General features: G+C 70.2%; 19 protein-coding genes. 7 read left to right on the top strand and 12 right to left on the bottom strand.

Annotation, left to right across the window (positions count from 1 at the left end):
* Positions 1-66: 66 nt before the first annotated feature.
* Positions 67-1,869, top strand: a complete 1,803-nt coding sequence (locus tag ETO60_RS02615; protein ID WP_130002410.1) for an AMP-dependent synthetase/ligase — start codon at positions 67-69, stop codon at positions 1,867-1,869.
* 75 nt (positions 1,870-1,944) lie between these two features.
* Here ETO60_RS02615 and ETO60_RS02610 read toward each other — a convergent pair whose 3' ends face one another.
* The 3 genes from ETO60_RS02610 to ETO60_RS02600 all read right to left on the bottom strand — a co-directional run bounded on the left by ETO60_RS02610 (position 1,945) and on the right by ETO60_RS02600 (position 3,932).
* On the bottom strand, positions 1,945-2,472 hold the full coding sequence (locus ETO60_RS02610; protein ID WP_130002409.1) for a hypothetical protein: 528 nt from the start codon (positions 2,470-2,472) through the stop codon (positions 1,945-1,947).
* Positions 2,473-2,569: 97 nt separating this feature from the next.
* On the bottom strand, positions 2,570-3,565 hold the full coding sequence (gene thiS, locus ETO60_RS02605) for a sulfur carrier protein ThiS (RefSeq protein WP_130002407.1): 996 nt from the start codon (positions 3,563-3,565) through the stop codon (positions 2,570-2,572).
* 16 nt (positions 3,566-3,581) lie between these two features.
* Entirely contained in the window at positions 3,582-3,932 is a 351-nt protein-coding gene (locus ETO60_RS02600) for a MerC domain-containing protein (RefSeq protein ID WP_234026282.1), read from the bottom strand.
* Positions 3,933-4,147: 215 nt separating this feature from the next.
* Here ETO60_RS02600 and ETO60_RS02595 point away from each other — a divergent pair, with 215 nt between their 5' ends.
* Positions 4,148-5,218: a COX15/CtaA family protein gene (locus ETO60_RS02595; protein ID WP_130003034.1), complete on the top strand. Its 1,071-nt coding sequence runs from the start codon at positions 4,148-4,150 to the stop codon at positions 5,216-5,218.
* Complete coding sequence (gene cutA, locus ETO60_RS02590) at positions 5,215-5,583, top strand: divalent-cation tolerance protein CutA (protein WP_130002404.1); 369 nt, start codon at positions 5,215-5,217, stop codon at positions 5,581-5,583. The genes ETO60_RS02595 and cutA overlap by 4 nt, the downstream gene beginning before the upstream one ends.
* Here the strand turns inward: cutA and ETO60_RS11185 are convergent.
* The 8 genes from ETO60_RS11185 to ETO60_RS02555 form a co-directional block, all read right to left on the bottom strand.
* On the bottom strand, positions 5,547-5,744 hold the full coding sequence (locus tag ETO60_RS11185; RefSeq protein WP_145963472.1) for a hypothetical protein: 198 nt from the start codon (positions 5,742-5,744) through the stop codon (positions 5,547-5,549). The two genes, cutA and ETO60_RS11185, sit on opposite strands and share 37 nt — an antisense overlap.
* A complete protein-coding gene (locus ETO60_RS02585; protein WP_234026281.1) occupies positions 5,744-10,018 on the bottom strand; it encodes a translocation/assembly module TamB domain-containing protein in 4,275 nt (1,424 codons plus the stop codon). The genes ETO60_RS11185 and ETO60_RS02585 overlap by 1 nt, the downstream gene beginning before the upstream one ends.
* The gene (locus tag ETO60_RS02580) at positions 10,018-12,318 is read right to left on the bottom strand and encodes an autotransporter assembly complex protein TamA (RefSeq protein ID WP_130002403.1); all 2,301 of its coding nucleotides are present in this window, start codon (positions 12,316-12,318) and stop codon (positions 10,018-10,020) included. Before ETO60_RS02580 ends, ETO60_RS02585 begins: the two co-directional genes overlap by 1 nt.
* Positions 12,319-12,461: 143 nt before the next feature.
* Entirely contained in the window at positions 12,462-13,469 is a 1,008-nt protein-coding gene (locus ETO60_RS02575) for a sensor histidine kinase (protein ID WP_145963471.1), read from the bottom strand.
* Between the two features lie 107 nt (positions 13,470-13,576).
* Entirely contained in the window at positions 13,577-13,714 is a 138-nt protein-coding gene (locus ETO60_RS02570; protein WP_130002400.1) for a DUF2474 domain-containing protein, read from the bottom strand.
* Positions 13,714-14,721 carry a cytochrome d ubiquinol oxidase subunit II gene (gene cydB, locus ETO60_RS02565; RefSeq protein ID WP_130002398.1) on the bottom strand — a complete coding sequence of 336 codons (1,008 nt, stop codon included), beginning with the start codon at positions 14,719-14,721 and terminating at the stop codon, positions 13,714-13,716. Before cydB ends, ETO60_RS02570 begins: the two co-directional genes overlap by 1 nt.
* A complete protein-coding gene (locus ETO60_RS02560; RefSeq protein ID WP_130002397.1) occupies positions 14,721-16,169 on the bottom strand; it encodes a cytochrome ubiquinol oxidase subunit I in 1,449 nt (482 codons plus the stop codon). Before ETO60_RS02560 ends, cydB begins: the two co-directional genes overlap by 1 nt.
* A 125-nt stretch (positions 16,170-16,294) precedes the next feature.
* On the bottom strand, positions 16,295-18,475 hold the full coding sequence (locus ETO60_RS02555) for a M13 family metallopeptidase (protein WP_234026280.1): 2,181 nt from the start codon (positions 18,473-18,475) through the stop codon (positions 16,295-16,297).
* Between the two features lie 172 nt (positions 18,476-18,647).
* On the opposite strand from ETO60_RS02555, the gene ETO60_RS02550 reads away from it, so the two are divergent.
* On the top strand, positions 18,648-19,676 hold the full coding sequence (locus ETO60_RS02550) for a diacylglycerol kinase family protein (RefSeq protein WP_165362092.1): 1,029 nt from the start codon (positions 18,648-18,650) through the stop codon (positions 19,674-19,676).
* Complete coding sequence (locus ETO60_RS11545; protein ID WP_130002394.1) at positions 19,673-20,599, top strand: hypothetical protein; 927 nt, start codon at positions 19,673-19,675, stop codon at positions 20,597-20,599. The genes ETO60_RS02550 and ETO60_RS11545 overlap by 4 nt, the downstream gene beginning before the upstream one ends.
* On the opposite strand, the gene ETO60_RS02540 is transcribed toward ETO60_RS11545, so the two are convergent.
* Positions 20,577-21,071: a DUF2141 domain-containing protein gene (locus ETO60_RS02540; RefSeq protein WP_234026279.1), complete on the bottom strand. Its 495-nt coding sequence runs from the start codon at positions 21,069-21,071 to the stop codon at positions 20,577-20,579. The two genes, ETO60_RS11545 and ETO60_RS02540, sit on opposite strands and share 23 nt — an antisense overlap.
* A gap of 259 nt (positions 21,072-21,330) precedes the next feature.
* On the opposite strand from ETO60_RS02540, the gene rpe reads away from it, so the two are divergent.
* Both rpe and ETO60_RS02530 read left to right on the top strand, forming a co-directional pair.
* The gene (rpe, locus tag ETO60_RS02535; protein ID WP_130002390.1) at positions 21,331-22,059 is read left to right on the top strand and encodes a ribulose-phosphate 3-epimerase; all 729 of its coding nucleotides are present in this window, start codon (positions 21,331-21,333) and stop codon (positions 22,057-22,059) included.
* On the top strand, positions 22,056-23,948 hold the full coding sequence (locus ETO60_RS02530; protein WP_234026278.1) for a heparinase II/III family protein: 1,893 nt from the start codon (positions 22,056-22,058) through the stop codon (positions 23,946-23,948). The genes rpe and ETO60_RS02530 overlap by 4 nt, the downstream gene beginning before the upstream one ends.
* Positions 23,949-23,957 lie beyond the last annotated feature (9 nt).

The following is a 23,957-nucleotide window of genomic DNA, read 5'->3' as shown; positions in this document are numbered from 1 at the left end:
CCACGGGGCGGCCTAGACGCTCCGCCCAGCGGCGCGACAGACGCCGGCCCCATGTGGAGAGCAGCCATGTTGGCAGACATCGACGGCGCCAGGAATCTGGTGGAACTGTTCCTCAAGCGCGCCGACGCCCGGGGCGCGCAGCCGTTTCTCGGCGCCAAGCGGGGCGGTGCCTGGCAAACGATCAGCTGGCGCGAAGCGGCCGACCAGGTCTGCATCCTGGCGCAGAACCTGCGCGCGCTGGGGCTGGCGGACGGGGACCGCGTCGTGCTGGTCAGCGAGAACCGCCCCGAGTGGTGCATCGCCGATCTGGCCATCATGGCGGCGGGCTGCATCACCGTTCCGGCCTACACCACCAACACCGAGCGCGATCACCAGCACATCCTCGACAATTCGGGCGCACGGGCGGCGATAGTCTCCTCCGACCGGCTGGCGCAGCCGCTCATCCCGGCGATCATGCGCACCGGTCTGGTCGAGCACATCATCCCGATCGATCACGTTCGCCCGTATCAGAGCGGCAATCTGCGCTGTCATGCCTGGTCGCAGATGACCAGCGGCGACGCGGCCGCGGCGCGCCGGGCGGTGGACGCCCGCATCGCCGGAATTGCCCGGGATCAGACCGCCTGCATCATCTACACCAGCGGCACCGGCGGGGCCCCGCGCGGCGTGCTGCAGCACCATGGCATGATCCTGTGCAATGTGGCGGGTGCGGCAGAGGTGCTGATCGACGATTTCGGTCTCGACGATGACGACCGCTTCCTCTCCTTCCTGCCGCTTTCCCATGCCTACGAGCACACCGGGGGGCAGTATCTGCCGATCGGGGTCGGGGCGCAGATCTTCTACGCCGAAGGGCTGGAGAAACTCGCCTCCAACATCGAGGAGACGCGCCCCACCGTGATGGTCGTCGTGCCGCGCCTGTTCGAGGTGCTGCGCACACGCATCATGAAGCAGGTCGAGAAGCAGGGCGGCGCGGCAAAGCGGCTCATGGACGAGGCGCTGGCGCTGGGACAGCGGCGCGCTGCGGGCAGGTACCGGCTCGGCGACAAGACGCTCAACTTCATCCTCGAACGGCTGCTCAGGCCCAAGATCCGCGCCAGGTTCGGCGGACGGATCAAGGCCATGGTGTCCGGCGGCGCCCCCCTTAACCCGGAGGTCGGCGTGTTCTTCGAGGCCATGGGCATCACGCTCCTGCAGGGATACGGCCAGACGGAGTCGGGGCCGATCATCTCCTGCAACCGGCCGCGCGCCGGCATTGCCATGGCCTCGGTCGGTCCGCCGCTGCGCGGGGTAGAGGTGCGCATCGCCGAGGATGGCGAGATCCTGTGCCGCGGAGAGCTGGTGATGCAGGGCTACTGGCAGAATCCGGCCGAAAGCGCCCGCGCGCTGAAGGACGGATGGCTGCATACGGGCGACATCGGCCATCTCGACGAGAAGGGCCGCATCGTCATCACCGACCGCAAGAAGGACATGATCGTCAACGACAAGGGCGACAACGTCGCGCCGCAGAAGCTCGAGGGCATGCTGACCCTGCAGCCGGAGATCGGGCAGGCGCTGGTTGCGGGCGACCGGCGGCCCTACGTGGTGGGGCTGCTCGTTCCCGATGCCGAATGGATGGCGGAATGGGCCGGCGCGCGGGGGAAGGCGGCGGACCTCGCCGCGCTGAAGGAGGATCCGGCCTTCCGTTCAGCCCTGCGCGCGGCGGTCGACCGCGTCAACGCGGAGGTGTCGGTGATCGAGAAGGTGCGCAGCTTCGCCATCGCCGACGAGCCGTTCTCGATCGAGAACGAGGAGATGACGCCGTCCATGAAGATCCGCCGGCACAAGATCCGGGAGCGGTACGGCGACCGCCTCGACGCGCTCTACAGGAGCTGATCCGTCCGCAGCGGCTTTCGCGTCCCCTGCCTTGCCCTCTCGTGCACCCGCGGCCGCGGCGTGCCGCATGGCGTTTCAGGCCGCCTCGGCCGCCACCGCGTCGGGCAGGAACACCGGCTCGCGCAGCGACCAGCCGGCTGCGGTGGCCGCCGCCTCGCTCAGGGAGTGCAGCAGCAGCTTGCGCCGGTGCGGCGGGATCTGCGGCAGGGCGGCGGCGGCGCAGAACGCGGCCGGAAGCCAGGGCCGCACCGCGGAACCCAGGAGCCGTTCGTAAAGGAAACGCAGCGCGGAGAACGAGCCGATCCGCTCGCGTCCGAGGTCGTGCGCCACGACACCCAGCAGGGTGACGAAGAACGCCTCGGAACCGTGCAGGTCGCCCCGGCTCGGCATCGCGGCGCGCAGACAGGGAAGGTCGTTGTAGACGACATAGTGCCGGCGGATGGCCTCGCTGTCGCCCTCCACGCCGGTCCAGTTGCGAAACGCGTCGCGGCGCGCCAGCCCGATGTCGAGCGCATAGCTGATGTAGCGCTGCTCCTCCGGCGCGAAGGCCGCAAACTCGCGCATTTCGGCGATCATCATCGATGCGCAGCGGGTCGTAGCCATCTGATCCGAGTCCCTTCCTCCGTCGTCAGGAAGGAGTGTCCGCCAATATAGTTAACGCGCGGTGAGCGGCGCGTCCGCCGAGTGCAAAGGCGGCAGGTCAGATGAGCCCGGCCAGCGGGCTTGACGGGTCGGCGTACCGGCGCTGAGCCATGCGGCCGGCGCGGTAGGCCTCGCGCCCCGCCTCCACCGCCAGTCTCATGGCCCGGGCCATGCGCACCGGTTCCCGCGCTTCGGCAATGGCGGTGTTCATCAGCACCCCGTCGCAGCCCAGCTCCATCGCCACCGCCGCATCGGAAGCCGTGCCCACGCCCGCATCGACGAGCACCGGCACCTTCGCCCCCTCGACGATCAGGCGGATGGTGACGCGGTTCTGGATGCCGAGCCCCGATCCGATCGGGGCGCCCAGCGGCATGATCGCCACCGCGCCCGCCTCCTCCAGCTGCCGCGCCGCGATGGGGTCGTCGGCGCAATAGACCATCGGCAGGAATCCCTCCCGCGCGAGCGTCTCCGTGGCGCGCAACGTCTCGCGCATGTCGGGATACAGCGTGCGCGCCTCGCCAAGGACCTCCAGCTTGACGAGATCCCACCCGCCTGCCTCCCGCGCGAGGCGCAGGGTCCGCACCGCCTCGTCGGCGGTGAAGCAGCCGGCGGTGTTCGGCAGATAGGTGTAAACGGAAGGGTCGAGGAAATCCGTCAGCCGCGGCTGCGCCGGATCGGAGATGTTGACCCGGCGCACCGCCACGGTGACGATCTGCGCGCCGCTTGCCGCCACGGCCGCCGCGTTCGTTTCGAAGTCCTTGTACTTGCCGGTGCCCACGATGAGGCGCGATCGGAAGGTCCGGCCGGCGACGCTCCAGCTGTCCTCGTCGGCCGGCGATGCGTGATCGCCGCCGCCGACGAAATGGACGATCTCCACGACGTCCCCATCCTCGAGCGTCCGTGACGCGAGGGCCGAGCGCGGCGCGATCGCACCGTTGTGCTCCACCGCCACGCGCGCGGCGTCGAGCCCGAGTTCGCCGAGCAGGGCGGCAAGGTCGCCGGCCGCCGTGCGCCGCGCTTCGCCGTTGACCGTCACTGTGATGGGGGATGCCATTCCCGCCAGATAGACCTCAACGCGCGGCGCGCAAGCTCAGCACGTGCGACAGCGCGACCAGCGCAACGCCTGCCAGTGTCAGCACCGCCTCGCTCAGGCCGTGCGGCCCCAGCAGCGCCGCGCTCATGCAGCCAAGACCGGCAAGGCCGGTCACTAGGGGAGCGCGCCGGCGGTAGCTGGCCGCGTTCCAGCCGACCGACACGGCGGCGATCAGCGCGGCCGCCCCGAGGCCGTATTCGTGCACGGCGGGGGCGAGCAGGAATTGGCTGCCGACACCAAGCACCGACACCAGCACGATCGTCATCAGGCAATGAACGGCGCACAGGCCCGAAAGCACGATTCCCGCCCGGTCCAGGCGTCCGAACATCAAGGGGGACCGATCCGTCATGTCGCCGCCGCTCTTATGTGACATAGTATCATTACGCAAGAGCCGCGAACGGGTTCCGCCCGTTCGGATACGCCGCCGCGCACCGACGGGCGCCTTGCCTTGAAAACCGGCGCGGGCATGCGCAAGAAGGCGGGATGGCTGAGCACTCTGGCAGGCCCGTCGCCGTCGACAGGACGGCAAGCGCGGCGACAGGCATGCGCGGACCGCGACCCGGCGCCATCGCCCTGTGGCTGTTCGTCGTGGCGGGGTTGGTTCTCCTGATGGTGGCGGTCGGCGGCATCACGCGACTGACCGAGTCGGGCCTGTCGATCACGCGCTGGCAACCGGTCACCGGCATCCTGCCGCCCCTGAGCGAGAGCGCGTGGGAGGCGCAGTTCGCCCAGTACCGGCAAACGGGCGAATACATCCATCATGCCGGGCCTGCCGGCATGACGCTCGACGATTACAAGTTCATCTTCTTCTGGGAATGGTTCCACCGTCTGCTCGGGCGGCTGATCGGGCTGGCCTATGCGGTGCCGCTGGCATGGTTCTGGGTCCGGGGTGCCATCCCCGCCGGTTACAAGCCGCGCCTGCTCGGATTGCTCGCGCTGGGCGGAATGCAGGGGGTGTTCGGCTGGCTGATGGTGCGCTCGGGTCTGGGCGAGGACATGACGGATGTCAGCCATTTCTGGCTGTCCGTCCATCTGCTGACGGCGCTGCTCACGCTGGCGCTGCTGGTGTGGACGGCGCTCGACATGCGGGCCCTGGCTCGCGGCACAAGCGGGCGTCCGGCCCGGCTGACAGGGTTGGCGGGGGCGGCGGCGCTGATCCTTTTCATCCAGCTCCTGCTGGGAGCCTGGGTCGCGGGTCTGAACGCCGGTCTGGCGGCCAGCGACTGGCCGCTGATGAACGGACGACTGGTGCCGGAGATCGCCTGGAGCGGGGGTCTCTGGTGGACGCTGACGCATGATCCGTTCCTGCTGCATTTTCTCCACCGGTGGTGGGCGTTCGTCGCGGCGGCCGCCGTGATCGTGCTCGCACGAAGGGCGCGGACTGTCGATCGCCGGGCATCGATCGCCATCAATGCCACCTTGGGCGTGCAGATCCTGCTCGGCATCGCCACCGTCATGACGCAGGTCAGCCTGTGGCTCGCCGTGGCGCATCAGCTTGTCGGGGCGCTGCTCGTTGCGGCGGTCGCCTGGGGTGCCCATGCTGCCGGGAAGGATGTGCCTTCCCTCCGTCAGCGCGGCACGGCTGCGGCGAGGCCGCTGCCGGGTCCGGCATGACGGCGCTCGTCTGGTGCCCCTTCCCGGATCGCGGCAGCGCGGAGGCTGCGGCGGACCGCTTGCTCGACCGCGGCCTTGTCGCCTGCGCCAACATCATCGGCGGGATGCAGTCGCTGTTCGTCTGGAACGGCGAGCGCGGAGCGGCCGACGAGGTGGGCGTGCTGTTCAAGACGGATGCGGCGCTGCTTGAAGAGGTGGTTCAGGCCGTGGCCGAGGCGCATCCCTACGACTGTCCGGCCGTGCTCGGCTGGCCGTGCACGGCGGCGACCGCAGGCACAGCCGGCTGGCTGTCCGCGCTGACAGGCGCAGGGCGGCGTGGTGGGCCGGTTCAGCGCTCCGGCTGGGCGGCAGGCGCCGGGGACTGAGCGGCGGCCCCGGACCTGCCATGCAGGTCGGAATCGATCTCCTGCGATTTGGCCTCGATCCGCGCGTGAGTCGCGGCGTAGCGTTCGTCGAAGGTCGGCTCCTGCCGGCACGCGGCCAGCGTCATGAGCGCCAGGGCAGCGATGGGCAGGGCGCGGCGCATCAATAGTTCCGCCGATACCGCACGTTGATGCTCGACAGCCCTGATCCTCCCACCTGGCTGAGGATCGACAGGGCAGGGGTCAGGCTGATCTCCAGCTGGGTCGCGGTGAAGCCGCGCGCATCGGTGATGAATTCGAGATAGATGTCGTCCGACAGATATTCCCCGGCCGCGAGCGCGGTCCCGCGGCCCGTGGTCTCGTCCGCACCGAGGATGCGCAGGCGGTCGATGCCGGTGGCGGCGCGCAGCTGGCCGAGCGGGTTGAGGCCTCCGCCGGTGCCGCGCAGGGCGTTGAGCGACGCGGCGAGCTGCACCGCCTGGATCGTGGACAGGTTGCCGATGGAGGATCCGAACAGGATGCGGGCCACGATCTCGTCCTGTGGGAGGCCGGGAACGCTGCTGAAGACGATCTGCGGGTTGTAGGCGCGGCCCGTCACGTTGACGTTGACCGTGATGTCCTCGATCTGTTCGCTCGCAACCATCTCGATCGTCGGGTTGATCGGCGTCCCGCCCTGGAAGGCGACGCGGCCGCGCTCCAGTTCGAAGGAACGCCCGGCGAAGCCGAGCGTGCCGCGGATGAGGTTCGCCTCGCCGACGATCCGCGGGTCGGCGGTGGTGCCGCGCAGACGGACATCCGCCTCCCACTCGGATTCCAGACCCATGCCCGAAATGTACATGCGTTCGGACGCGCGCAGCCCGATGTCGAGCCGGACGAGATCGAAGAGTCCGCCGCCCGCCAGCGCCGGCTCGTTGCCGGTCACCCGTGCAGGACCGGGCGGCGCGCGGAAGCGGACGCCGGTGAGCTGGGGGACTTCGGCTGCGCCCTGGCGCACCAGCGTGTAGCGGGTGTTGGGCAGCGCCAGCTCGCCGCGCACCAGCGCTGTCTCTCCGGGGGCCTTGGTCAGCCGGAAGGAGCCGGTGGCGGTCGCGGACAGGGCATCGCCACGGGCGATGCGGGCGTTGTCCAGTTCCACGGCGATGTTCATGGGGAACCCCTGCGCGGCGGCGAGCGAGACGAAGCCGCTGGCGCTGGCCCGTCCCTCGCCAGCCGTGGCGGTGAGGCGGTCGATCTCGAGCCGCTCGCCCGAGAACCGGCCCGCCACCGCAAGGTTCGTCAGGCGGGTGCCGTAGGTCAGGTTCTCGTAGGTGAGATTGCTTCCCCGGACGATCCCGCCAAGCTCTGGCTGTCCCACCCGTCCGGTGAAATCCGCCGCCAGTCCGATCGGCCCCGACAACCGCTGATCCGAGACTCCGGTGAAGGAAAACAGCGTGTCGGCCGGGCCGTTGTAGCGGATGCCGCCGCCAAGCGGCGCGGCCAGCAGGCGGGTGGTCCACGGGCCGGCGCCCGGGCCCAGCGGCCGCAACGAGGCCACCGCCCGGCCGATCACGGCGCCGCGCTGCCGGATGACCGCGCGCGCCTCACCCCCGTCGGGCAGCAGACGGCCGACGAAGTTGATGTCGACGGGCTGGCTGACAAGGGCGGCAGTGGTGCGGCTGAACTGCGTGATCTGCAGCCGCGCGTCGGCGCGGGGGAAGGCGTCGGGCGAAGGCTGGTCGAAGTCGAGGCTGCCCGTTGCCCGCCCGCCAAGTCCGTAGCCCGGCATGAAAGCATTGAGAAGCGCCAGGTCCATGCGATCGAGCCGGCTCTGCACCCGCAATCCGTCGCCCCAGACGCCCGCGAGACGCATGGATCCCTGGCCGAAATCGATCTGCGTTGGGAGCAGCTCGTAGCGCCCGTCGTCCGGCCGGATGCGTGCCGGCGCAGCGGTGCGGAAGGCGACGCCGCGTGCGCGTCCCTGAAGCGCCACGCGCCACAGCTCCGGCTGCATCTCGGCATTGGCGGCGATGCGGAAGGGCACGCCGCTCACCCCTTCCGCGAGCAGCTGTGCCCTGCCCGTGCCATTCTGGTAATCGACGAGCGCGCGGAATGCCGACAAGCTCGTGGACCCGTATGTGGCATTCGCCAGCTGGACGTCGGCAATCACCAGCGGCTGCTCGTAGAGAATGGCGCGCGCGTCGATCGCGGCGGAACCGACTGCCACATTGGCCGGCCCCGGCAGCACGGTGTCACGTGCCCGCAGGTTGAGCAGCACTTCCTGGAACTGTCCGGCCGCCTCGAGCCGCGCCACTCCGGCCAGCCCCTGACCTGCCGCGTCGAGCCGCCCGGTGAACGGCCCGGCGGGGCTCTGCCGAAGGGAGCCGGAGAAGTCGATCCCGGCCAGGGTGCCGCGGGCGATGTCGAGTGTCAGCTGTGCGCCGGTGCCCACCACCACATCCGCCGTCAGGGGTCCGTAGTCGGTGTCGCCGCGCGCCTGCAGACGGTAGCCCGCGGGAACCGTGGTGATGTCGGCGGCGAGGTTCGCCAGTCCGACGCCGAGACCCGGGCGCGTGGCGGTGACGGTCGCGCGCGGGCTGGCCAGTGTTCCCGCGACGCGCACGCCCACCGGCCCGTAGGCGGTGGTGGTTCCGCTGGCGTTGAATGCGAGCCGGCCGTCGGGTGCGTAGAAACCGTCGCCGGTGGTGATCCGCACGGCCGGAGCGCGGACCGACAGATTGCTGAAGCGGATGATGCCGTCGGGTCCGTAGCGCACGTTCGCCGCGCCGCTGGCATTGCCACCGAGAAAGTTGCGCACGCTTTCGTTGAACAGGCTGGTCGATCGCGCCTGGATGCGGCCGACCATGGCAAAGCCGCCCGACGGCACCGTGCGCAGGTCCAGATCGGTGACGATGTTGAAGATGCCGACACTCTCGACCCGGTAGCGGTCGATGCGTCCATCGATCGCCCCGGTGTAGAAGCCGCGCGCCGTGTCCGCGACGAGGATCAGCCCGGCGTCGATCCGGTCCGAGCGGATGCGCATGTTGTCGGACAGGATGCGCGCACCGTCGATCGCGAGATCGCCGTTCAGCCGCACATTGGTGAGCGTGCCGCCGGCGACCGTATCCAGCCCGGTGATCCTGTCGGCCCGGGCGCTGACGGGCACGAGGATCTGGTCGGTGCGGATGCGCGCGTCGCCCGTGGCGACAAGGTTCTGCACGCCGATGTCGTTAATGAGCAGGCGGGCGGCGTTGACCGCGTACCGGACCCGGGGGGTGGCGAACGGGCCGTCGAGAACGAGCTGGGCGCGCATGCCGCTGCCGGCTAGGTTCGGCGCCAGCGCCGCCGGGCGCAGCAGCACCAGACCGACGCGCATCGCCGTGAAACTGTTGTTGCCCAGATCAACCACACCGTTGGCCGTGAGCCTCAGCGCGTCGCTGGCGCCGGTGCCTGACAGCTCGACGCGTCGCTCGTCCATGGTGCCGGTGACATCGATGGCAAGCACCGGCCCGAGCAGTTGCGCCGACGGACCCTCGAGCAGACGCGCGACCTGCGCCGGACCGGTGATCCGCACCGTGCCGTCGGCGAAGGCGATCGCCAGCCGGGCCAGTTCGCGGCCGCCAAGGTCGGCATCGGCCTGTCCGGACCAGCGGGCCCAGTCTCCCGCACCGTTGACGCGCAGGCGCAGGGGTTCGGTCAGCCCCGTGAGCGCGGCGGCCACGCCGTCGGCCGGCGCGTCGAGAGCGAGGTCGAGGGCGAGCCGGTTGTCGTCGGGCACGGCGTCGAGCCACAACGCCAGCCGGTCGCCGCCCCCGGCGCCGGCGCCTTCCAGCGTGCGCGCGTCAAGGCGCACGCGGGCGCGACGATCGGCGATGTTGGCGGCCCCGGCGAGGGTGAGCACGCGCCGCTCGCCCGTGACCGGCGGCTCGGCGACGAAGCGCGCCACGGCGAGGCGCCCGATGCGGATGTCGAGGTCGGGCAGCAGCGGGTCTTCGCTGGGCGGGGTGTCGGCGAACTGCGGCACCCGTTGCAGCGTGACGAGCGGGCTGGTCAGCGCCCGGACGTCGATGCGGTTGCGGATGTAGGCGAACGGACGCCAGTCGACGGTGATCTCGGGCGAGGTCGCGAACACCCCCTGCGGATCCGACAGGGTCACGTCGCGCAGGATCATCTCGCCATAAATGGAGCCCTGGATGCGCCCGATGTCGATCTCGAGGCCGTTTTCGAACTGCAGGGCGCCGATGCGGTCGGCGATGAAACGTTTGCCGGGCGCGGTGTTCAGGCCGAGCAGCACGGCCGCCAGCAGGAGAGCAAGGCCGCCGGCCAGCAGCGCCAGTCCCTTCAGCACCTGCCAGCCGCGGCCACGCCGCGCCGCCGGCGCTTGCGCGCGTTCCTCCACCACCACCACCGCCGTCTCGGCGGCCATGCCCGTGCCGTCCGCGGAGGAGGTGTCGCCGGTCATCAGAACGCCTGCCCGATTGAGACGTAGATGTTGATCCGGCTGTCGCCGGGCCGGCGGTTCAGCGGGGTGGCGACGTCGAGGCGCAGCGGACCGAAATTGGTGTAATAGCGCGCCCCGACGCCGACGCCGAACTGGAGGTCGTTGAACTGCGGGGTGGTGGCCTCATAGGCCTGCCCCGCATCGACGAAGGCAACCGCCCCGAAACTGCCGAACCGGTAGCGCACCTCCAGGGCGGCCTCGTTGACGCTGCGTCCGCCGATCGGCCGGTAGATGAAGGGATCGGCGTCGTTGTCCTCGTCGTCCGGGTCGAACTCGGGGTTCGGCAGGATCACGCGCGGGCCGAGCTGCTGGAAGCCGTAGCCGCGCACTGACCCGCCGCCGCCGGCATACAGGCGCCGCGAGGGGGCGATGTCGAACCGCTGCGTTCCCTGGATGGTGCCAAGCCGCACCCGGCCGGCAATCACCAGCGCATCGGCGGGCGACACGTAGACGGCGCCGTCGAGGATGGCCCGTGCATAGGGAGAGAAGCTGCCCTGGAGCGAGCCTTCCGGCTGGACGAGAGCGGTGAGGCGGAACCCTCTGGTCGGGTCGAGCAGGCTGTTCGACCGGTCGAACCCGACCTGCCCGGTCAGGCCCCCGATGAAGAACGTCCGGCGGACGAGTTCGGCCGCGGCGAAATCGTAATCCTGTTCGTTCGTGGCGATCGCCTGACCGCCAAAGGCGTAGGTCAGCGTCTTCTGCCAGATCGGGGTGGAGTCGTAGCTCCACAGGGCGAACAGCCGGCCGGTATACGCCTCGTACGCGTCATAGGTGCTGTAGAGCGCCTCCACACCGGTCTGGAAGGTCCGGTCCCGGCGCCCGGCATTGGAGCGGCGGAAGATGGCGCTGGCCCCCGTTTCCTGCGTGCCGGCAACGCCCGTGACGATCAGCGCGCCTTCCGGCGGGAACAGGTTGCGGTGCTGCCAGCTTCCCTCGACGCGGAACCCCTGGCCGGTCGCGTAGCCCGCGCTTGCCGACAGGGTGCGCGGCGGCCCGGCGTTCTGCTCCACCACGATGGTGGTGTAGCGCAGGTCGGTGCCGGGCACGGTCTCCTCGGTCGGCTCCGGCCGGACGGCCACCGTGCTGAACAGCCCGGTCGCCACCAGCGCCTGCCGCAGGTCGTCGACGAGGCGGCTGTCGTAAAGCTGATCGCGGCGGAACCGTGCCAGGGTGCGGACATGATCCACGCCGAAGGCCAGTTCGCCGGTGGTGACGATCCCGTCGAAGGCGGATCGCGGGCCCGTTGTCACCGGCAGCGTGTAGACGCCCTCGGCCGTCGCGGGATCGAGCAGGATGTCGCGCTGGCCCACTTCGGCGAAGGGATAGCCGTTCTCCGTCAACGTCACCGCCACGCGCGCTTCGGCCCCCTGCACGCGCGCCGCGACGATCGGCTCGCCGACCCGCAGGGCGAGCGCCGAGGCGATGAGGTCGGGCGGCTGCGTCGGCTCGGCCACGATGTCGATCTGGCCAAGGGCAAAGCGCGGTCCGGGCACGACAGTGATGATCGCGGTCGCCGCCGGCCGATCGGGAGCGTCGCCGCGCTCGATCCGGGTCCGCGTCTCGGCGGCGAACCAGCCTTCGGAGGCAAGCAGCCGCTGGAGGAGGACCGCGTCCTCGGTCAGCCGGGCGGACACCTGCGCCAGATTGGCCGCCTCGCCGCGGCCCGCCCGGAGCGCGGACAGCGCGTTGAACGCTCCGAGCAGGCTCGTTTCCGCCTCTTCGTCCGGTCCCTCGAGCCCTTCGATCCGCGTGGCGTAGGTGACCGTCACCGCCTGAGTGTCGTCCGGCCCCTCGACGAACTCGACCGGATCGACTTCAAACGCCTCGAGCGGCGGCAGCGGCACTGCCAGCTCTGGATCACGCACCGGAGCGTCGGCGAGTTCCTCCACCGGATCGCCATCGGCGAGCCGCACGTCGCCCAGCGGTGCGGGGTCGGCTTCGGCGGCGCCCTCCTCGGCCGCGAGACGCCGCTCGAACTCGGCGATCGATTCGAGCGGCTGGTCCAGCCAGTCGTCCTCGCCGACGGGCGGCAGCGGCGGGACGGCATCCGCCAGTTCCGCGCGCGAGATAACCTCTTCGACCTCGGGCAGATCGGCATCCGGCGGGGGCAGAGGGATGACCGGCTCCGGACGATCGGTTTCGGGGAGGCGATCCTGCGCTGCCGCAGGTCCGCCGCTCGCCATGACAGCCATGCCCGCGCAGAGGACCGGGCCGCACAGCAGCCAGCGCCGGAAGGCTGCACGGCGGCCTTGGTCCGCCATGCCGGCGACTGAAACTGGAATGGTTTTCAACACGTTCGGATTACCGGACAGCGACCCCGTGATCATTTGGCTGCCTCCCGCCGAGGCAGCGGCACCGTGCCATCTGCGCATCGCGGGGGCAACCAAAGCTTTTCCTCACCCGGTCAGGGGACGCGCAGCTCGAGCAGCAGGCCCTGCGGGCGCAGTTCCCTTTTCATCCGCGCCTTCAGCGTGGCGGCGCAGTGCTGCAGCAGGGTCGTTCCGAACCCGCTCCGGCTGCCTTTCTCCCGTTCTTCCTGCGCAGGCGCGGTCAGGGGGTGGCCGACCTGCTCGTCCCAGGTGAACAGCAGCGTGCCGTTGTCGCGGTCGATGGTGATGAGCAGTCGCCCGTCCGCCGACGCCAGCGCCCCGTACTTGGCCGCGTTGGTGGCCAGTTCGTAGGCCAGCATGGCAAACGGCGAGATCTGCGTCAGCGTGAGTTCCACCGGCTCCCGCTCGTCGATCCGGACCTGTTCGGCCGCACCGGTGAGCCAGGGCGCCACGGCCATGCGCACGATCTGTTCGAGCCGCACGGTGGCCCCGGCCTCGCGCTGCGCCGTCTGCGCGCTCATGCGGTGCGCGTCCGACATGGCGCGGATCTGCGCGGTCAGCGTGTCGGCGAAGCTCGAGATCGAGGAGGCGGAGCGCGATCCCAGCCGGATCAGCGCGTTGATGACGCTGAAGGCGTTCTTGACGCGGTGGTTCATCTCCTTGGCGAGGATCGACAGCCGCTCCTCCTCGGCCTTGCGGTGGCCGATGTCCCAGTTGACGCCCACCAGCACCGCGGACGCGCCCTCGTCGTCATTTTCGATGATCTTGCCGCGCCCGGCGATCCAGTGGTATTCGCCGTCCTCGCGCAGGACGCGGAAATCCTCGAAATACTCGTCGCCCGGCCGGCCGAGCCGCGCCATCGCGTCCTCGACGCGGGAAAGATCGTCGGGATGGATGCGGGCGGTGAAGTCCGCCACCGGACGCAGCACGTCCGAGGGCTGCACGCCGAAGAGGGCGCACACGGTGTCATCGCCCGCCGCCAGCTGCTGATCGAGCAGGCACACGAAGCTGCCCATGGAGCCTGCTTCGAGCGCGAGTCGCGCCCGCGCATCCGCGCTTTTCAGCAGCAATTGCTGTGCCAAGTGATCCCCCGTCCCCGCTGTGTCGGCACCCTTATAGAAGAATGCCGGGGGAAGAACCACGGGAAGATGGCGGCCGTGGGTTTCGAGCGGCGGGCCTGCCGATCCCTTCAGCCCAGGCCGAGCCACCAGCGGATGCCGTAGGCCAACACGGCGAGAACCGCGACGCTGGCGGCCCAGATGCCGGCCATCCAGGCCAGCCTCTGCCACAGCGGACGCTCGGGCTCCCCGTTCGCCGGCGCCAGCATCAATGGTAGCCTTCGTGCCCCACCTTGCCGCGGAACACCCAGTAGGTCCATGCGGTGTAGGCGATGATCAGCGGCATGGTGATGGCCACGCCGACGAGCATGAACACCTGGCTGCGCTCCGGCGCGGCCGCGTCCCAGATGGTGATGCCCGGCGGCACCACATAGGGCCAGATCGTCACGCCCACCCCCGTCATCCCGAGTAGAAAGAGGGCAAGCGAGAGCCAGAACGGCTTGGAGTGGCGTTCCACCGACAGGGCGCGCAGCAGGGCGATGGCGATGATGCCGGTCAGGATCGGCACCGGCGCAACAAAGAACAGCTCGGGCGTGCCAAGCCACCGCTCGGCATATTCGGGCCGCAGGGCGACGTTGTAGAGACTCACCGCGCCCATCAGGACCAGCGTCGTCCAGGCCGCGCGCTTGCCGAGGGCGCGGGCGTGCTGCTGGCTCTCTCCGTCGAGCTTCCACACCAGCCATGTCGCGCCGAGCAGCGCGTAGCCCGCAACGGTGCCCAGTCCCGTCAGCAGGGTGTAGGGCGTCAGCCAGTCCCACCAGCTGCCGGCATAGGCGCGGTCCACCACCGTCACCCCCTGAAGCAGCGCGCCGAGGATCATGCCCTGCGTCATCGCGGCGACGAGGCTGCCGCCGGTGAACGCCCAGTCCCAGAAGCCGCGATGCGCCGGATCGCGCCAGCGGAACTCGAACGCCACGCCGCGGAACACGAGGCCGAGCAGCATGGCGATGACCAGCGGATAGGTTGCCGGCAGGATCACTGCGTAGGCGAGCGGAAAGGCGGCGAACAGCCCCCCGCCGCCCAGCACCAGCCAGGTCTCGTTGCCGTCCCACACCGGCGCGACCGAATTCATCGCCCGGTCGCGTTCAGGCCCGACCTCGAAGGTGGGGAACAGGATGCCGATGCCCAGGTCGAACCCGTCCATGACGACATAGGCGAAGACGGCGAAGGCGATGATGAACGCCCACACGGTGGTCAGGTCCACGTTGACCGCCATCAGTCCTGCCGCTCCAGCTCCGTCTGCTCCGGCCCGGGCTGCGCATCGCGGCCCTGCGTCAGCCCGGGGGTGATGCCAGCTGTGCGGATCGGCCCCACATCGCCGTCCCGCAGGTCGCTTTCGTGCGGGTGGGGCGGCTTGTGCATCAGGTGGAGGATGTACCACACCCCGATGCCGAACACGATGAAGTAGACGATGATGAAGGCCAGCAGCGAGGTGGCGACCGCCGGCGCGTCGAGCGGGCTCACCGCGTCGGCGGTGCGCAGGACGTTGTACACGACATAAGGCTGGCGGCCGACCTCGGTCGTGATCCACCCGGCCAGGACGGCGACGAAGCCGGACGGCGCCATCACCAGCGCGGCCCGGTGCAGCAGGGGCGTGTCATACAGCCGCCCGCGCCACCGCGCCCACAGGCTCCACAGCCCCACGCCCAGCATCAGGAAGCCGATGCCGACCATGACCCGGAACGACCAGAACACGATCCCGACCGGCGGCTCCTCGTCGTCGGGAATGGTGTCCAGTCCCGCAAGCGGCGCGTTGAGATCGTGCTTGAGGATCAGCGACGACGCCTTGGGGATCTGGAGCGCGTAATCCACCCGCTTCTCGGCGCTGTTGGGTATGCCGAACAGGATCAGCGGTGCGCCGTCGGGATGGCTCTCGAAGTGACCCTCCATCGCCATGACCTTCTGCGGCTGGTGCTCCAGCGTGTTCAGGCCATGGAGGTCGCCGGCGACGATCTGGACCGGCACGACCAGCGCCGCCATCCACATGGCCATGGAAAACATGGTGCGCGCATGCTGGTTCGTGCGGTCGCGCAGCAGGTGCCACGCGCCCACGCCGCCGACGACGAACGCCGTGGTGATGTAGGCGGCGAGCACCGTATGGGCGAGACGATAGGGAAAGGAGGGATTGAAGATGATCGCCCACCAGCTCTCGCCGGGCAGGAGCTGCCCGTTGGCGCCCTGCACGAAACCCGTCGGCGTGTGCATCCAGCTGTTGACCGACAGGATCCAGAACGCCGACACGAAGGTGCCCAGAGCGACCATGCAGGTGGCGGCGAAATGGAGCTTCCTGCCCACCCGCTCCATGCCGAACAGCATGACCCCGAGAAAGCCGGCTTCGAGGAAGAAGGCCGTCAGCACCTCGTAGGCCATGGGCGGGCCGATCACCGGCCCGGCGATGTCGGAGAAGCGCGCCCAGTTGGTGCCGAACTGGTAGGACATGACGATCCCCGACACCACGCCCATGGCGAAGGCGATGGCGAAGATCTTCACCCAGTACTTGAACAGGTCGAGGTAGAGCGCCTTGCCAGTCTTCAGCCACAGCGCTTCAAGCACGGCCAGATAGCTGGCCAGGCCGATGGTGAAGGCGGGAAAGAAGAAATGGAAGCTGACGGTGAAGGCGAACTGGATCCGGGCCAGCATCAAGGCGTCGAACGCGTCGAACATCGCCCGGGAAGCTAGTCCGTGCGCCCCCGACGCGCCAGCGCGAAAAACAAAACAGATGTTGCGGACCGCGCAACAAGAGGTGCTTTCCGGGCGTCACGTTGCGCGTCACGCCCGGACCGGGCATGCTACCAGATGCGGACCCGCTGCTCCGGTGGCAGGTACAGCGCGTGGTCCGGGGTGACACCGAACGCCTCGTACCAGGCGTCCATGTTGCGCACGACGCCGTTGACCCGGAATTCCTCGAGGCTGTGCGGCCCGGTGCGCAGGCGCTGGCGCGCATTCTCTTCCCGCTGCATCGAGCGCCACACCTGCGCCCAGGCAAGGAAGAACCGCTGGTCCCCGGTCAGCCCGTCGATCACCGGCAGCTCCCTCCCCTGCGTGGCGATCTTGTAGGCGCGCCAGGCGAGGCTCAGCCCGCCGACGTCGCCGATGTTCTCGCCCAGGGAAAGCCGTCCGTTGAGGCAGGTGGTGCCGTTGTCGAACGGGCAGAAGGCGCTGTACTGCGCCACCAGTGCGTCGCCCAGACGGTCGAAGGCAGCGCGATCGGCGTCCGTCCACCAGTTGCGCAGCATGCCCGAACCGTCGGACTTCGATCCCTGATCGTCGAAGCCGTGGCCGATCTCGTGGCCGATGACGCCGCCGATCGCGCCGTAATTGACGGCAAGGTCGTGCGACATGCCGAAGAACGGCGGCTGCAGGATGGCTGCCGGAAAGACGATCTCGTTCTTGGTCGAGTTGTAGTAGGCGTTGACCGTCTGCGGCAGCATGAACCATTCGGTCCGGTCGATCGGCCCGCCAAGCTTCGCCAGCTGGTCCTGCCAGCGCCAGCGCGCCGCCGCATGCCGGTTGCCGACGGGATCGCCGGCGGCGATGGCCAGCCCTTCGTAGGTCTCGAGATTGTCGCGGTAGCCGATCTTGGGCGTGAACGCGTCCAGCTTGGCCAGCGCCTCGCGCTTGGTGTCCGCGCCCATCCACGTGTTTTCGGCGATGCTCTGCGCCATGGCGAGGCGGACATTGGCCACCAGCTCGTCCATGGCGGCCTTGTTCTCGGCCGGGAAGAACCGTTCCACATAGGCGCGGCCAAGCTTTTCGCCGAGCAGCCCCTCGACCTCGGAGATGGCCCGCTTCCAGCGCGGACGCTGCTCCTGCTGGCCGGTGAGCACCCGGCCGTAGAAGGCGAAACTGGCCTCGTCGATCCGCGACGGCAGAACCGCGGCGTTGGCGCGCAGCAATTCCTTGGCGGTCCACGCCTTGAGGGTGGCGAGCGGCGTCTCGGTGAGCAGCGCGAACATGCCCGGCACACCCTGGCCGATCTTGCCCAGCGTCTCGGGCGTCAGACCGTAGGTGGCGATCTCCTCGGCCGTGGGCGGCATCAGGCCGACGACGAAGCGGTCCGTCCCGGCTACGCCGCCGGCGGCGAGGAACGCCTCCAGCGGGAAGCTTCCCGCAATGGCGGCCAGTTCCTGCGGGGTGTGCGCGTTGTAGGTGAGGTTGCGGTCGCGGCGCACGGCCCGGTCCCAGCTCAGCGTCCGGGCGATCCGGTCCTCGAACGCGTACACGGCTTCGGCCGCGCCCTGCGGGTCGGTGTAGCCCGCCTCGGCCAGCATGGCGGCGAGGAACACCCTGTACTGCTGCTGGATGGACCGCCCGCGCTCGGAGGTGTCGAGATAGAAATCGCGATCCGGCAGACCCAGTCCGCCCATGTCGAAGCTCACCGAGTAACGGGTCGGCTCCTTGGCATCGACGCCGATGCCGAAGGCTAGCGGCGCCGGCATGGCCGGCGCACCCCACAAGCGGGCCAGCTCCTCGAGCGACGGCGCGGCGGCGACGAGGTTGAGCCGCGGCTGGATGTGCGACAGGCCGGCCGCCTCGATGGCGGCCGTGTCCATGAAGGCATCGTAGGCATCCACGATCCGCCGGTCCGACGGCGACAGCGTCTCGCGACGCGCCTGCATCTCGCGCACGACACCCATCACATCTTCCGTCGCCTTCTCCCGCAGCACGTCGAAGGCGCCGAACCGGGCAAACTCCGGCGGCAGCGGATTGGCATCGATCCAGCGCTGGTTGGCGTAGGCGAAGAAATTGTCACCCGGCGCGATCGACGGATCGAGGAGCGAGGTGTCGATCCCCCATGTGCCGAAGGTCATCGTCGGCATGGGCACCTGCGCCGGCTGGCCGGTGCCGGCGGGCGCGTGCTGCACCTTGGCGTGCAGGTCGTCATGTGTCCCGTCATGCGCCCTTGCCGTCCCGGCCGCGCAGATGGCCAGCGTGCTGGCGGAAACGGCGATGAGAAAACGCGTGAACACCCCGGCAGACTCCTAGCAGATCATGTGCGGCCGGCGTCTTGCGCCATGCCGCGCAGCGTGTCCAGTTTCCCCTGTCGCGCGTGAACGGACGATGATCGGCGGCCTTGCCCTTGGAGGCCGGGCGATCCGGCTTTGGGCTGGCGCAAGTACGCCTGCCTCCGCTATGCGCCCGATGATCATGAGGCGGGAGCACCAGGAAAGCGGGCGGAGCGATGCGAGTGGACACGCACCGGAACGATCTCGCGGACCGCTGGCGCAGGCGCTGAGCCGCGGTCGTGTGCGGATCCTGCGCAACCCGCGCAGCCGTCGCAATCTCGGCCGGGAACCGGGAACCGGATGGCCGGGCATCGAGGTCGTGGCGCCGCCGCGCCGGAGCGACACGGCCGCAGCCCTTGCCCATTGCCACGCCGCCGGCACCGACTGTCTGATCATCGACGGCGGCGACGGCACCATCCGCGACGTGCTGACTGCCGGTGCGGCCGTGTTCGGCTCCGCGTGGCCGGCGCTCGCCGTGCTGCCCCGCGGCAAGACCAATGCGCTGGCGAATGACCTGCGCCTCCCCCGGCACTGGGGTGTGCCCGAGGTTCTGGCGGCCGTCCGCGCCGAACAGACCGTCCTGCGTCATCCGTTGCTGCTCCAGCGGGTCGGCGCGCCTGCCGACACGGTGCTGGGGTTCATCGTCGGCGCGGGAACGTTTGCCAGCGGCATCGAGGCGGCGCAGAGCGCGCATCAGATGGGGATGTTCGGCGACCTTGCGGTCGGCGCCACCCTGGCCTGGTCGGTGGTGCGCGTGATCGCCGGCCGCGGCAACACGGCTTGGCGCGAGGGGAGCGGCATGACCGTCACCCTGCCGGGCGGAGAGAGGCTGGTTCACCGGGGCGGGGGAGACACGAACCGGCGCAGCCTGCTGGTGGCGACAACCCTGCGGCGCCTGCCCCTGGGACTGCGTCCCTTCGGCCCCGAGCGTGCCGGTCTCAAGCTTCTGGTCGTGGACCGGGCCTCGCGCGCCATCTACGCGGCGGCGCCTCTGCTCCTCGCAGGGGCCTTGCCGGGCTGGCTGACGGCGCGGGGCGTGCACCGGCTGGATCCGGGCGAGGTCGAGCTGATCTGCGACAGTGCGATCGTGCTCGACGGCGACATCCTTCCGCCGGGGCACTGGCGCATCTCGACGGGGCCGGCGCTGGAGTTCGTGGCCGGATGACGCCCGATCTCGACGGGTATGTGCGAACGATGCTGGCGCGTCCGGTCGACCCGGCGGTGACGCAGTTCGCGGCCCTGCTGGCGAGGAGCAGCGCGGCATGCGCCGTGCTGTTCTACGGCTCCAACCTGCGCACCGGCACGCTCGACGGCGTGCTCGACTTCTACCTTCTCACCGCCGGCCCGCAGCGCGAGCGGATCTGGCCCCGCATCGCCATGGCCGAGCATGACGTCGAGGGCCGTGTGCTGCGCGCCAAGACCGCGACCATGAGCTTGGCACAGTTCGCGCGTGCGGCAGGCGGTCAGGGCCTCGACACGACGATCTGGACCCGGTTCTCGCAACCCTCCGCACTGGTGTGGGTGCGTGACGCCGAAGCGGCGGCGCAGGTCCGCGCCGCGGTGGCCATGGCTGTGCGCACCGCCGCCGCGACGGCCGCCGCGCTCGGCCCTCGGGAGGGAGCGTGGGAGGATTGCTGGTGCGCGCTGTTCCGGGAAACCTACGGCGCGGAACTGCGGGTGGAGCGCCGCGGACGCGGCGAGGAGATCGTTGCCACGCATGCCGCGCATTTCGCGGCAGTCCTTCCGCTGGCATGGCAGGCTGGCGGCATCCCCTTCGAGGCGGCGGCAGATGGGCGTTACCGGCTGCTGCTCGATGAGGCGGAACGCGCCGCGCGGCGCCGCTGGTGGGCGCGGCGGCGGCGCGTCGGGCGGCCCCTCAACCTGATCCGGCTGCTGAAGGCGGCGTGGATGCTCGACGGAGCGGCAGACTACGCGGCGTGGAAGCTGGAGCGGCACACGGGCGTGGCGCTGACCGTCACGCCGTGGCGGCGCCGGCATCCGCTGCTCGCCATCCCCGGGGCTGCCCTGGAGCTGCGTCGGCGGCGCCACCGGCAGCGCAGGCCGGTCAGCGCAGGTAACGCATCCTGATCGTCATCGCGACCGGCGTGTTGCCGGCGGCGAAGCGGACCTTGGAGACGTCGGGCCGGCCGAGATTGAGCACGTTTACGGCCGGGTTGTTCGACATCCCCCCGCCGTCGGAGGCAAAGTCGGTGCGTCCATTGCCGTTGCGGTCGTGCCGGACGGCGATGGCATAGCTGCCCGCGGCCGGCAACGGCACGCACAGGCGCATCACGCCGGCGCGGGCAGGCACTTCCAGCCGCGACACCCAGCGCCCTTTCACGAGCCACTCGCCGGCCGTGGCGCGGTAGGTCTGGACCCGGATGGTTCCCCGGCTCTCCGCCACATCCGTGAGGGTCAGCGCGACCGCGCTGCCCGCCCCTTCGCGGCACCGGGCGGGATCATCGGACACGAGGCGGCCCGCCGGCGCCGCGGCGGCTGGTGCGGCGGTGAGCACGGACCCGAGCAGCAGGACACAACTCAGAACGTGGCGGATCGGCACGGCGGGCTCCTCGAAAGTGACAGGCAGGCCTGTCAAGCGGCCTGCCCGTATCCGGGTTGCTGCTGAACCGGGACTGAAAACGACGCCACCCGGGCTGCTGCGAGACGCGGGCAGCGAACGCCGGTGTTGATAAGGCGTGCCCCTCACCCTAGCCACGGCTGCGGCGAGACGGTAGGGCTGCACACGACTGTGCGTCCCGTTCTCGCTGGCGCGCGGCAGAAACTGGAACACACCTGTCACGGACCGGCCCGATCCGCACATGACCCGTCCTTTGCTGATTGCCCCTTCCATGCTGTCGGCCGACTTCGCCCGGCTCGGCGAGGAGGTGCGGGCGATCGAGAGCGCGGGCGCGGACTGGATCCATCTCGATGTGATGGACGGGCATTTCGTCCCCAACCTCACCTTCGGCGCGCCGGTGGTGCGCGCGCTGCGTCCGCACAGTGCGCGGATGTTCGACGTCCACCTCATGATCGCTCCGGTTGATCCGCTCCTGTGCGCCTTCGCCGAGGCGGGGGCGGACATGCTGACAGTGCATCCCGAGGCGGGGCCGCATGTCCATCGCACGGTGCAGCGGATCAAGGCGCTGGGCAAGAAAGCCGGGATCGCGCTCAACCCGGCCACGCCGGCAAAGATGCTCGACTACCTGCTCGACGAGATCGACCTTGTTCTGGTGATGAGCGTCAATCCCGGTTTCGGCGGGCAGGCCTTCCTGTCCTCGCAACTGCGCAAGGTCGAGGCGGTCCGCCGTGCCATCGAGTCCTGCGGACGGCCGATCCACCTCCAGGTCGACGGGGGCATCGACCCTTCGACAGCGCGCTCCTGCGTGGCGGCAGGCGCCGATGTGCTGGTGGCCGGGTCCGCCGTGTTCGCCGGGGGTCCGGCGGCCTATGCCGCCAACATCGCCGCGCTTCGCGGCGCAAGCGAGACGGGCGGCGCGAGCGAGACGGGCGGGGCGGGCATGAAGACGAGCGCGGAGCAGGCGCGGTGACGCCGGTGGAGCCCGAGGCGGACACAGCGGCGCCGGACACGGCGACGGGTCCCGGCGTGCCGGTGCAGACCGCGTTGCCGCTGAGACCCGGCACTCAGGACTCCCATCTCGTGGAGCCGGTTTCGCGGCTGCCCGTGACCGGCACCGCCGCCGCGTTGCCGGAGGACGGCGGGCGCGCGCTGGCCGTTGCCGATCTGGCGCCGCCGCGGGCGCGGCCTCTCGATGCGCTCACCCGCTTTGCCTACCGCCTCGGCGTTCCCGGCCACCTGCTCGATGCGCCGTTTTCCGCCCGGCAGGCGCCGCGCCTGCTGGCCGAGGTCCGCACGCCGCTGACGGGAGATCGCACCGCGGGCGTGGCGCTACGCGCGGGCTATTTCCGCGTTGCCGGGATCAAGGCGCCGCTGGGACAGGTGGACATCGGCCCTGCATCGCGTCTGACGCCGCCCTTCCTGCGGGCGATCCATGGCTTCGGCTGGCTGCGCGATCTCGCCAGCTGCGCCTCGCGCGAGCAGTGCCGCGACACGGCGTCGGACCTGTTCGCGCGCTGGCTGTCGCTCAATGCGCAGCCGGGACGCGGGCCGGCCTGGGATGTGGAGCTGACGGCTCATCGGCAGCTCAACTGGCTGCTGTTCGCCTCGCTGCTGACTTCCGAGCGCGATCCCGAACGGGCGGATCGCCTGTTCGCCGAGCTCGACCGCACGGCCGGCTGGCTCGACCGTCACGTCCGCTCGGCGGGTGACAAGCTGGGCGAGATGGCCGGCTGGTGCGCTCTGGTGGCGACCGGGCTGCTGATGAGCGGCGGCCGCCCCCGCCGCCTCTATGCGGAGGCGGGCCTGCTGGCGGCGCTTGGCGAGCTGGTCGGGGAGGATGGCGGCGTGCTGTCCCGCAGCCCGCTGGCGCAGATGGATGCCATCGCCCTGCTGGTCGATCTGCGCGCCTGCTACGAGGCGGTCGGCCGCGACGCGCCGGACATGCTCGGGCGGATGCTGGCGCTGCTCGTGCCGCCGCTGCTGACGCTCCGCCACGGGGACGGGGGGCTCGGCAGCTGGCAGGGCGCGCCGGCGATCGCCGACGAGCAGCTGTCGCAGCTCGTCGGCGCCAGCGGCGTGCGGACACGGCCGCTGAAGGACAGCCGTCCGTGGGGCTACCACCGGGTGCAGGCGCAGGGCACGGTGCTGCAATTCGATGCGGCGCCGCCGCCACGCCCGCAGCATGCGCGTTCCGGCTGCGCCTCCACTCTCGCATTCGAGCTGTCCTCGGGCGCGCACCGGCTGATCGTGAACTGCGGCGGGGCGGCGGCGGCCGGGGGCGCCACCCCGGTCAGGATCGAGCAGGGGCTGCGCGCCACCGCCGCCCATTCCACGCTGGTGCTCGATGAAGCGAACTCGACCGCCGTGCTGATCAAGGGGCAGCTTGGCAAGGGGGTGGAGCAGGTCGCGGTCAGCCGGGGCGTTCTGAAGCAGAAGGGCCGTGGCGGCGTGCAGATCGAAGCCAGCCACGACGGCTATGCCGCGCGATTCGGCCTGCTTCACCACCGCGTCCTGGTGCTGAGTGACGACGGGACGGAACTGCGCGGCGAGGATGTGCTGGTGCCGGCAACCCGGCGAGGCAAGCGCGGCAAGATCGGCTTTGCCATCCGTTTCCACCTCGGCCCGGCGATCGCGGCGACCCTCTCCCAGGACGCGCGCGGGGCAAGCCTCGTCAGCCCCGACGGCGCCTTGTGGCAGTTCCGGATGGGCGCGGCCGAGGAGGAGCTGGCCCTGCATCTCGAAGACAGCCTGTGGATCGACGGCGGGGGCCGGCCGCGCGCCACCCAGCAGATCGTCGTCACCGGCCTCACATCGCGCAGCGGTGGCGCGTTCCCGTGGCTCCTCAAGAGGATGATGTGAGAGCCCGCC

The sequence above is a fragment of the Qipengyuania thermophila genome, assembly GCF_004153605.1.
Lineage (GTDB): Bacteria > Pseudomonadota > Alphaproteobacteria > Sphingomonadales > Sphingomonadaceae > Qipengyuania_B > Qipengyuania_B thermophila.
This window is presented reverse-complemented; position numbering and strand designations above follow the sequence as displayed.

Coding starts and splice junctions, on each gene's coding strand:
- ETO60_RS02560 (WP_130002397.1), bottom strand. CDS start 16,169: ATGTTCGACGCGTTCGACGCCTTGATGCTGGCCCGGATCCAGTTCGCC.
- ETO60_RS02550 (WP_165362092.1), top strand. CDS start 18,648: ATGATCATGAGGCGGGAGCACCAGGAAAGCGGGCGGAGCGATGCGAGT.
- ETO60_RS02615 (WP_130002410.1), top strand. CDS start 67: ATGTTGGCAGACATCGACGGCGCCAGGAATCTGGTGGAACTGTTCCTC.
- cydB (WP_130002398.1), bottom strand. CDS start 14,721: ATGGCGGTCAACGTGGACCTGACCACCGTGTGGGCGTTCATCATCGCC.
- ETO60_RS02600 (WP_234026282.1), bottom strand. CDS start 3,932: ATGTTCGGACGCCTGGACCGGGCGGGAATCGTGCTTTCGGGCCTGTGC.
- ETO60_RS02610 (WP_130002409.1), bottom strand. CDS start 2,472: ATGGCTACGACCCGCTGCGCATCGATGATGATCGCCGAAATGCGCGAG.
- ETO60_RS11185 (WP_145963472.1), bottom strand. CDS start 5,744: ATGCGCCGCGCCCTGCCCATCGCTGCCCTGGCGCTCATGACGCTGGCC.
- ETO60_RS02595 (WP_130003034.1), top strand. CDS start 4,148: ATGCGCGGACCGCGACCCGGCGCCATCGCCCTGTGGCTGTTCGTCGTG.
- ETO60_RS02580 (WP_130002403.1), bottom strand. CDS start 12,318: ATGGCGGACCAAGGCCGCCGTGCAGCCTTCCGGCGCTGGCTGCTGTGC.
- thiS (WP_130002407.1), bottom strand. CDS start 3,565: ATGGCATCCCCCATCACAGTGACGGTCAACGGCGAAGCGCGGCGCACG.
- ETO60_RS02570 (WP_130002400.1), bottom strand. CDS start 13,714: ATGCTGGCGCCGGCGAACGGGGAGCCCGAGCGTCCGCTGTGGCAGAGG.
- rpe (WP_130002390.1), top strand. CDS start 21,331: ATGACCCGTCCTTTGCTGATTGCCCCTTCCATGCTGTCGGCCGACTTC.
- ETO60_RS11545 (WP_130002394.1), top strand. CDS start 19,673: ATGACGCCCGATCTCGACGGGTATGTGCGAACGATGCTGGCGCGTCCG.
- cutA (WP_130002404.1), top strand. CDS start 5,215: ATGACGGCGCTCGTCTGGTGCCCCTTCCCGGATCGCGGCAGCGCGGAG.
- ETO60_RS02585 (WP_234026281.1), bottom strand. CDS start 10,018: ATGACCGGCGACACCTCCTCCGCGGACGGCACGGGCATGGCCGCCGAG.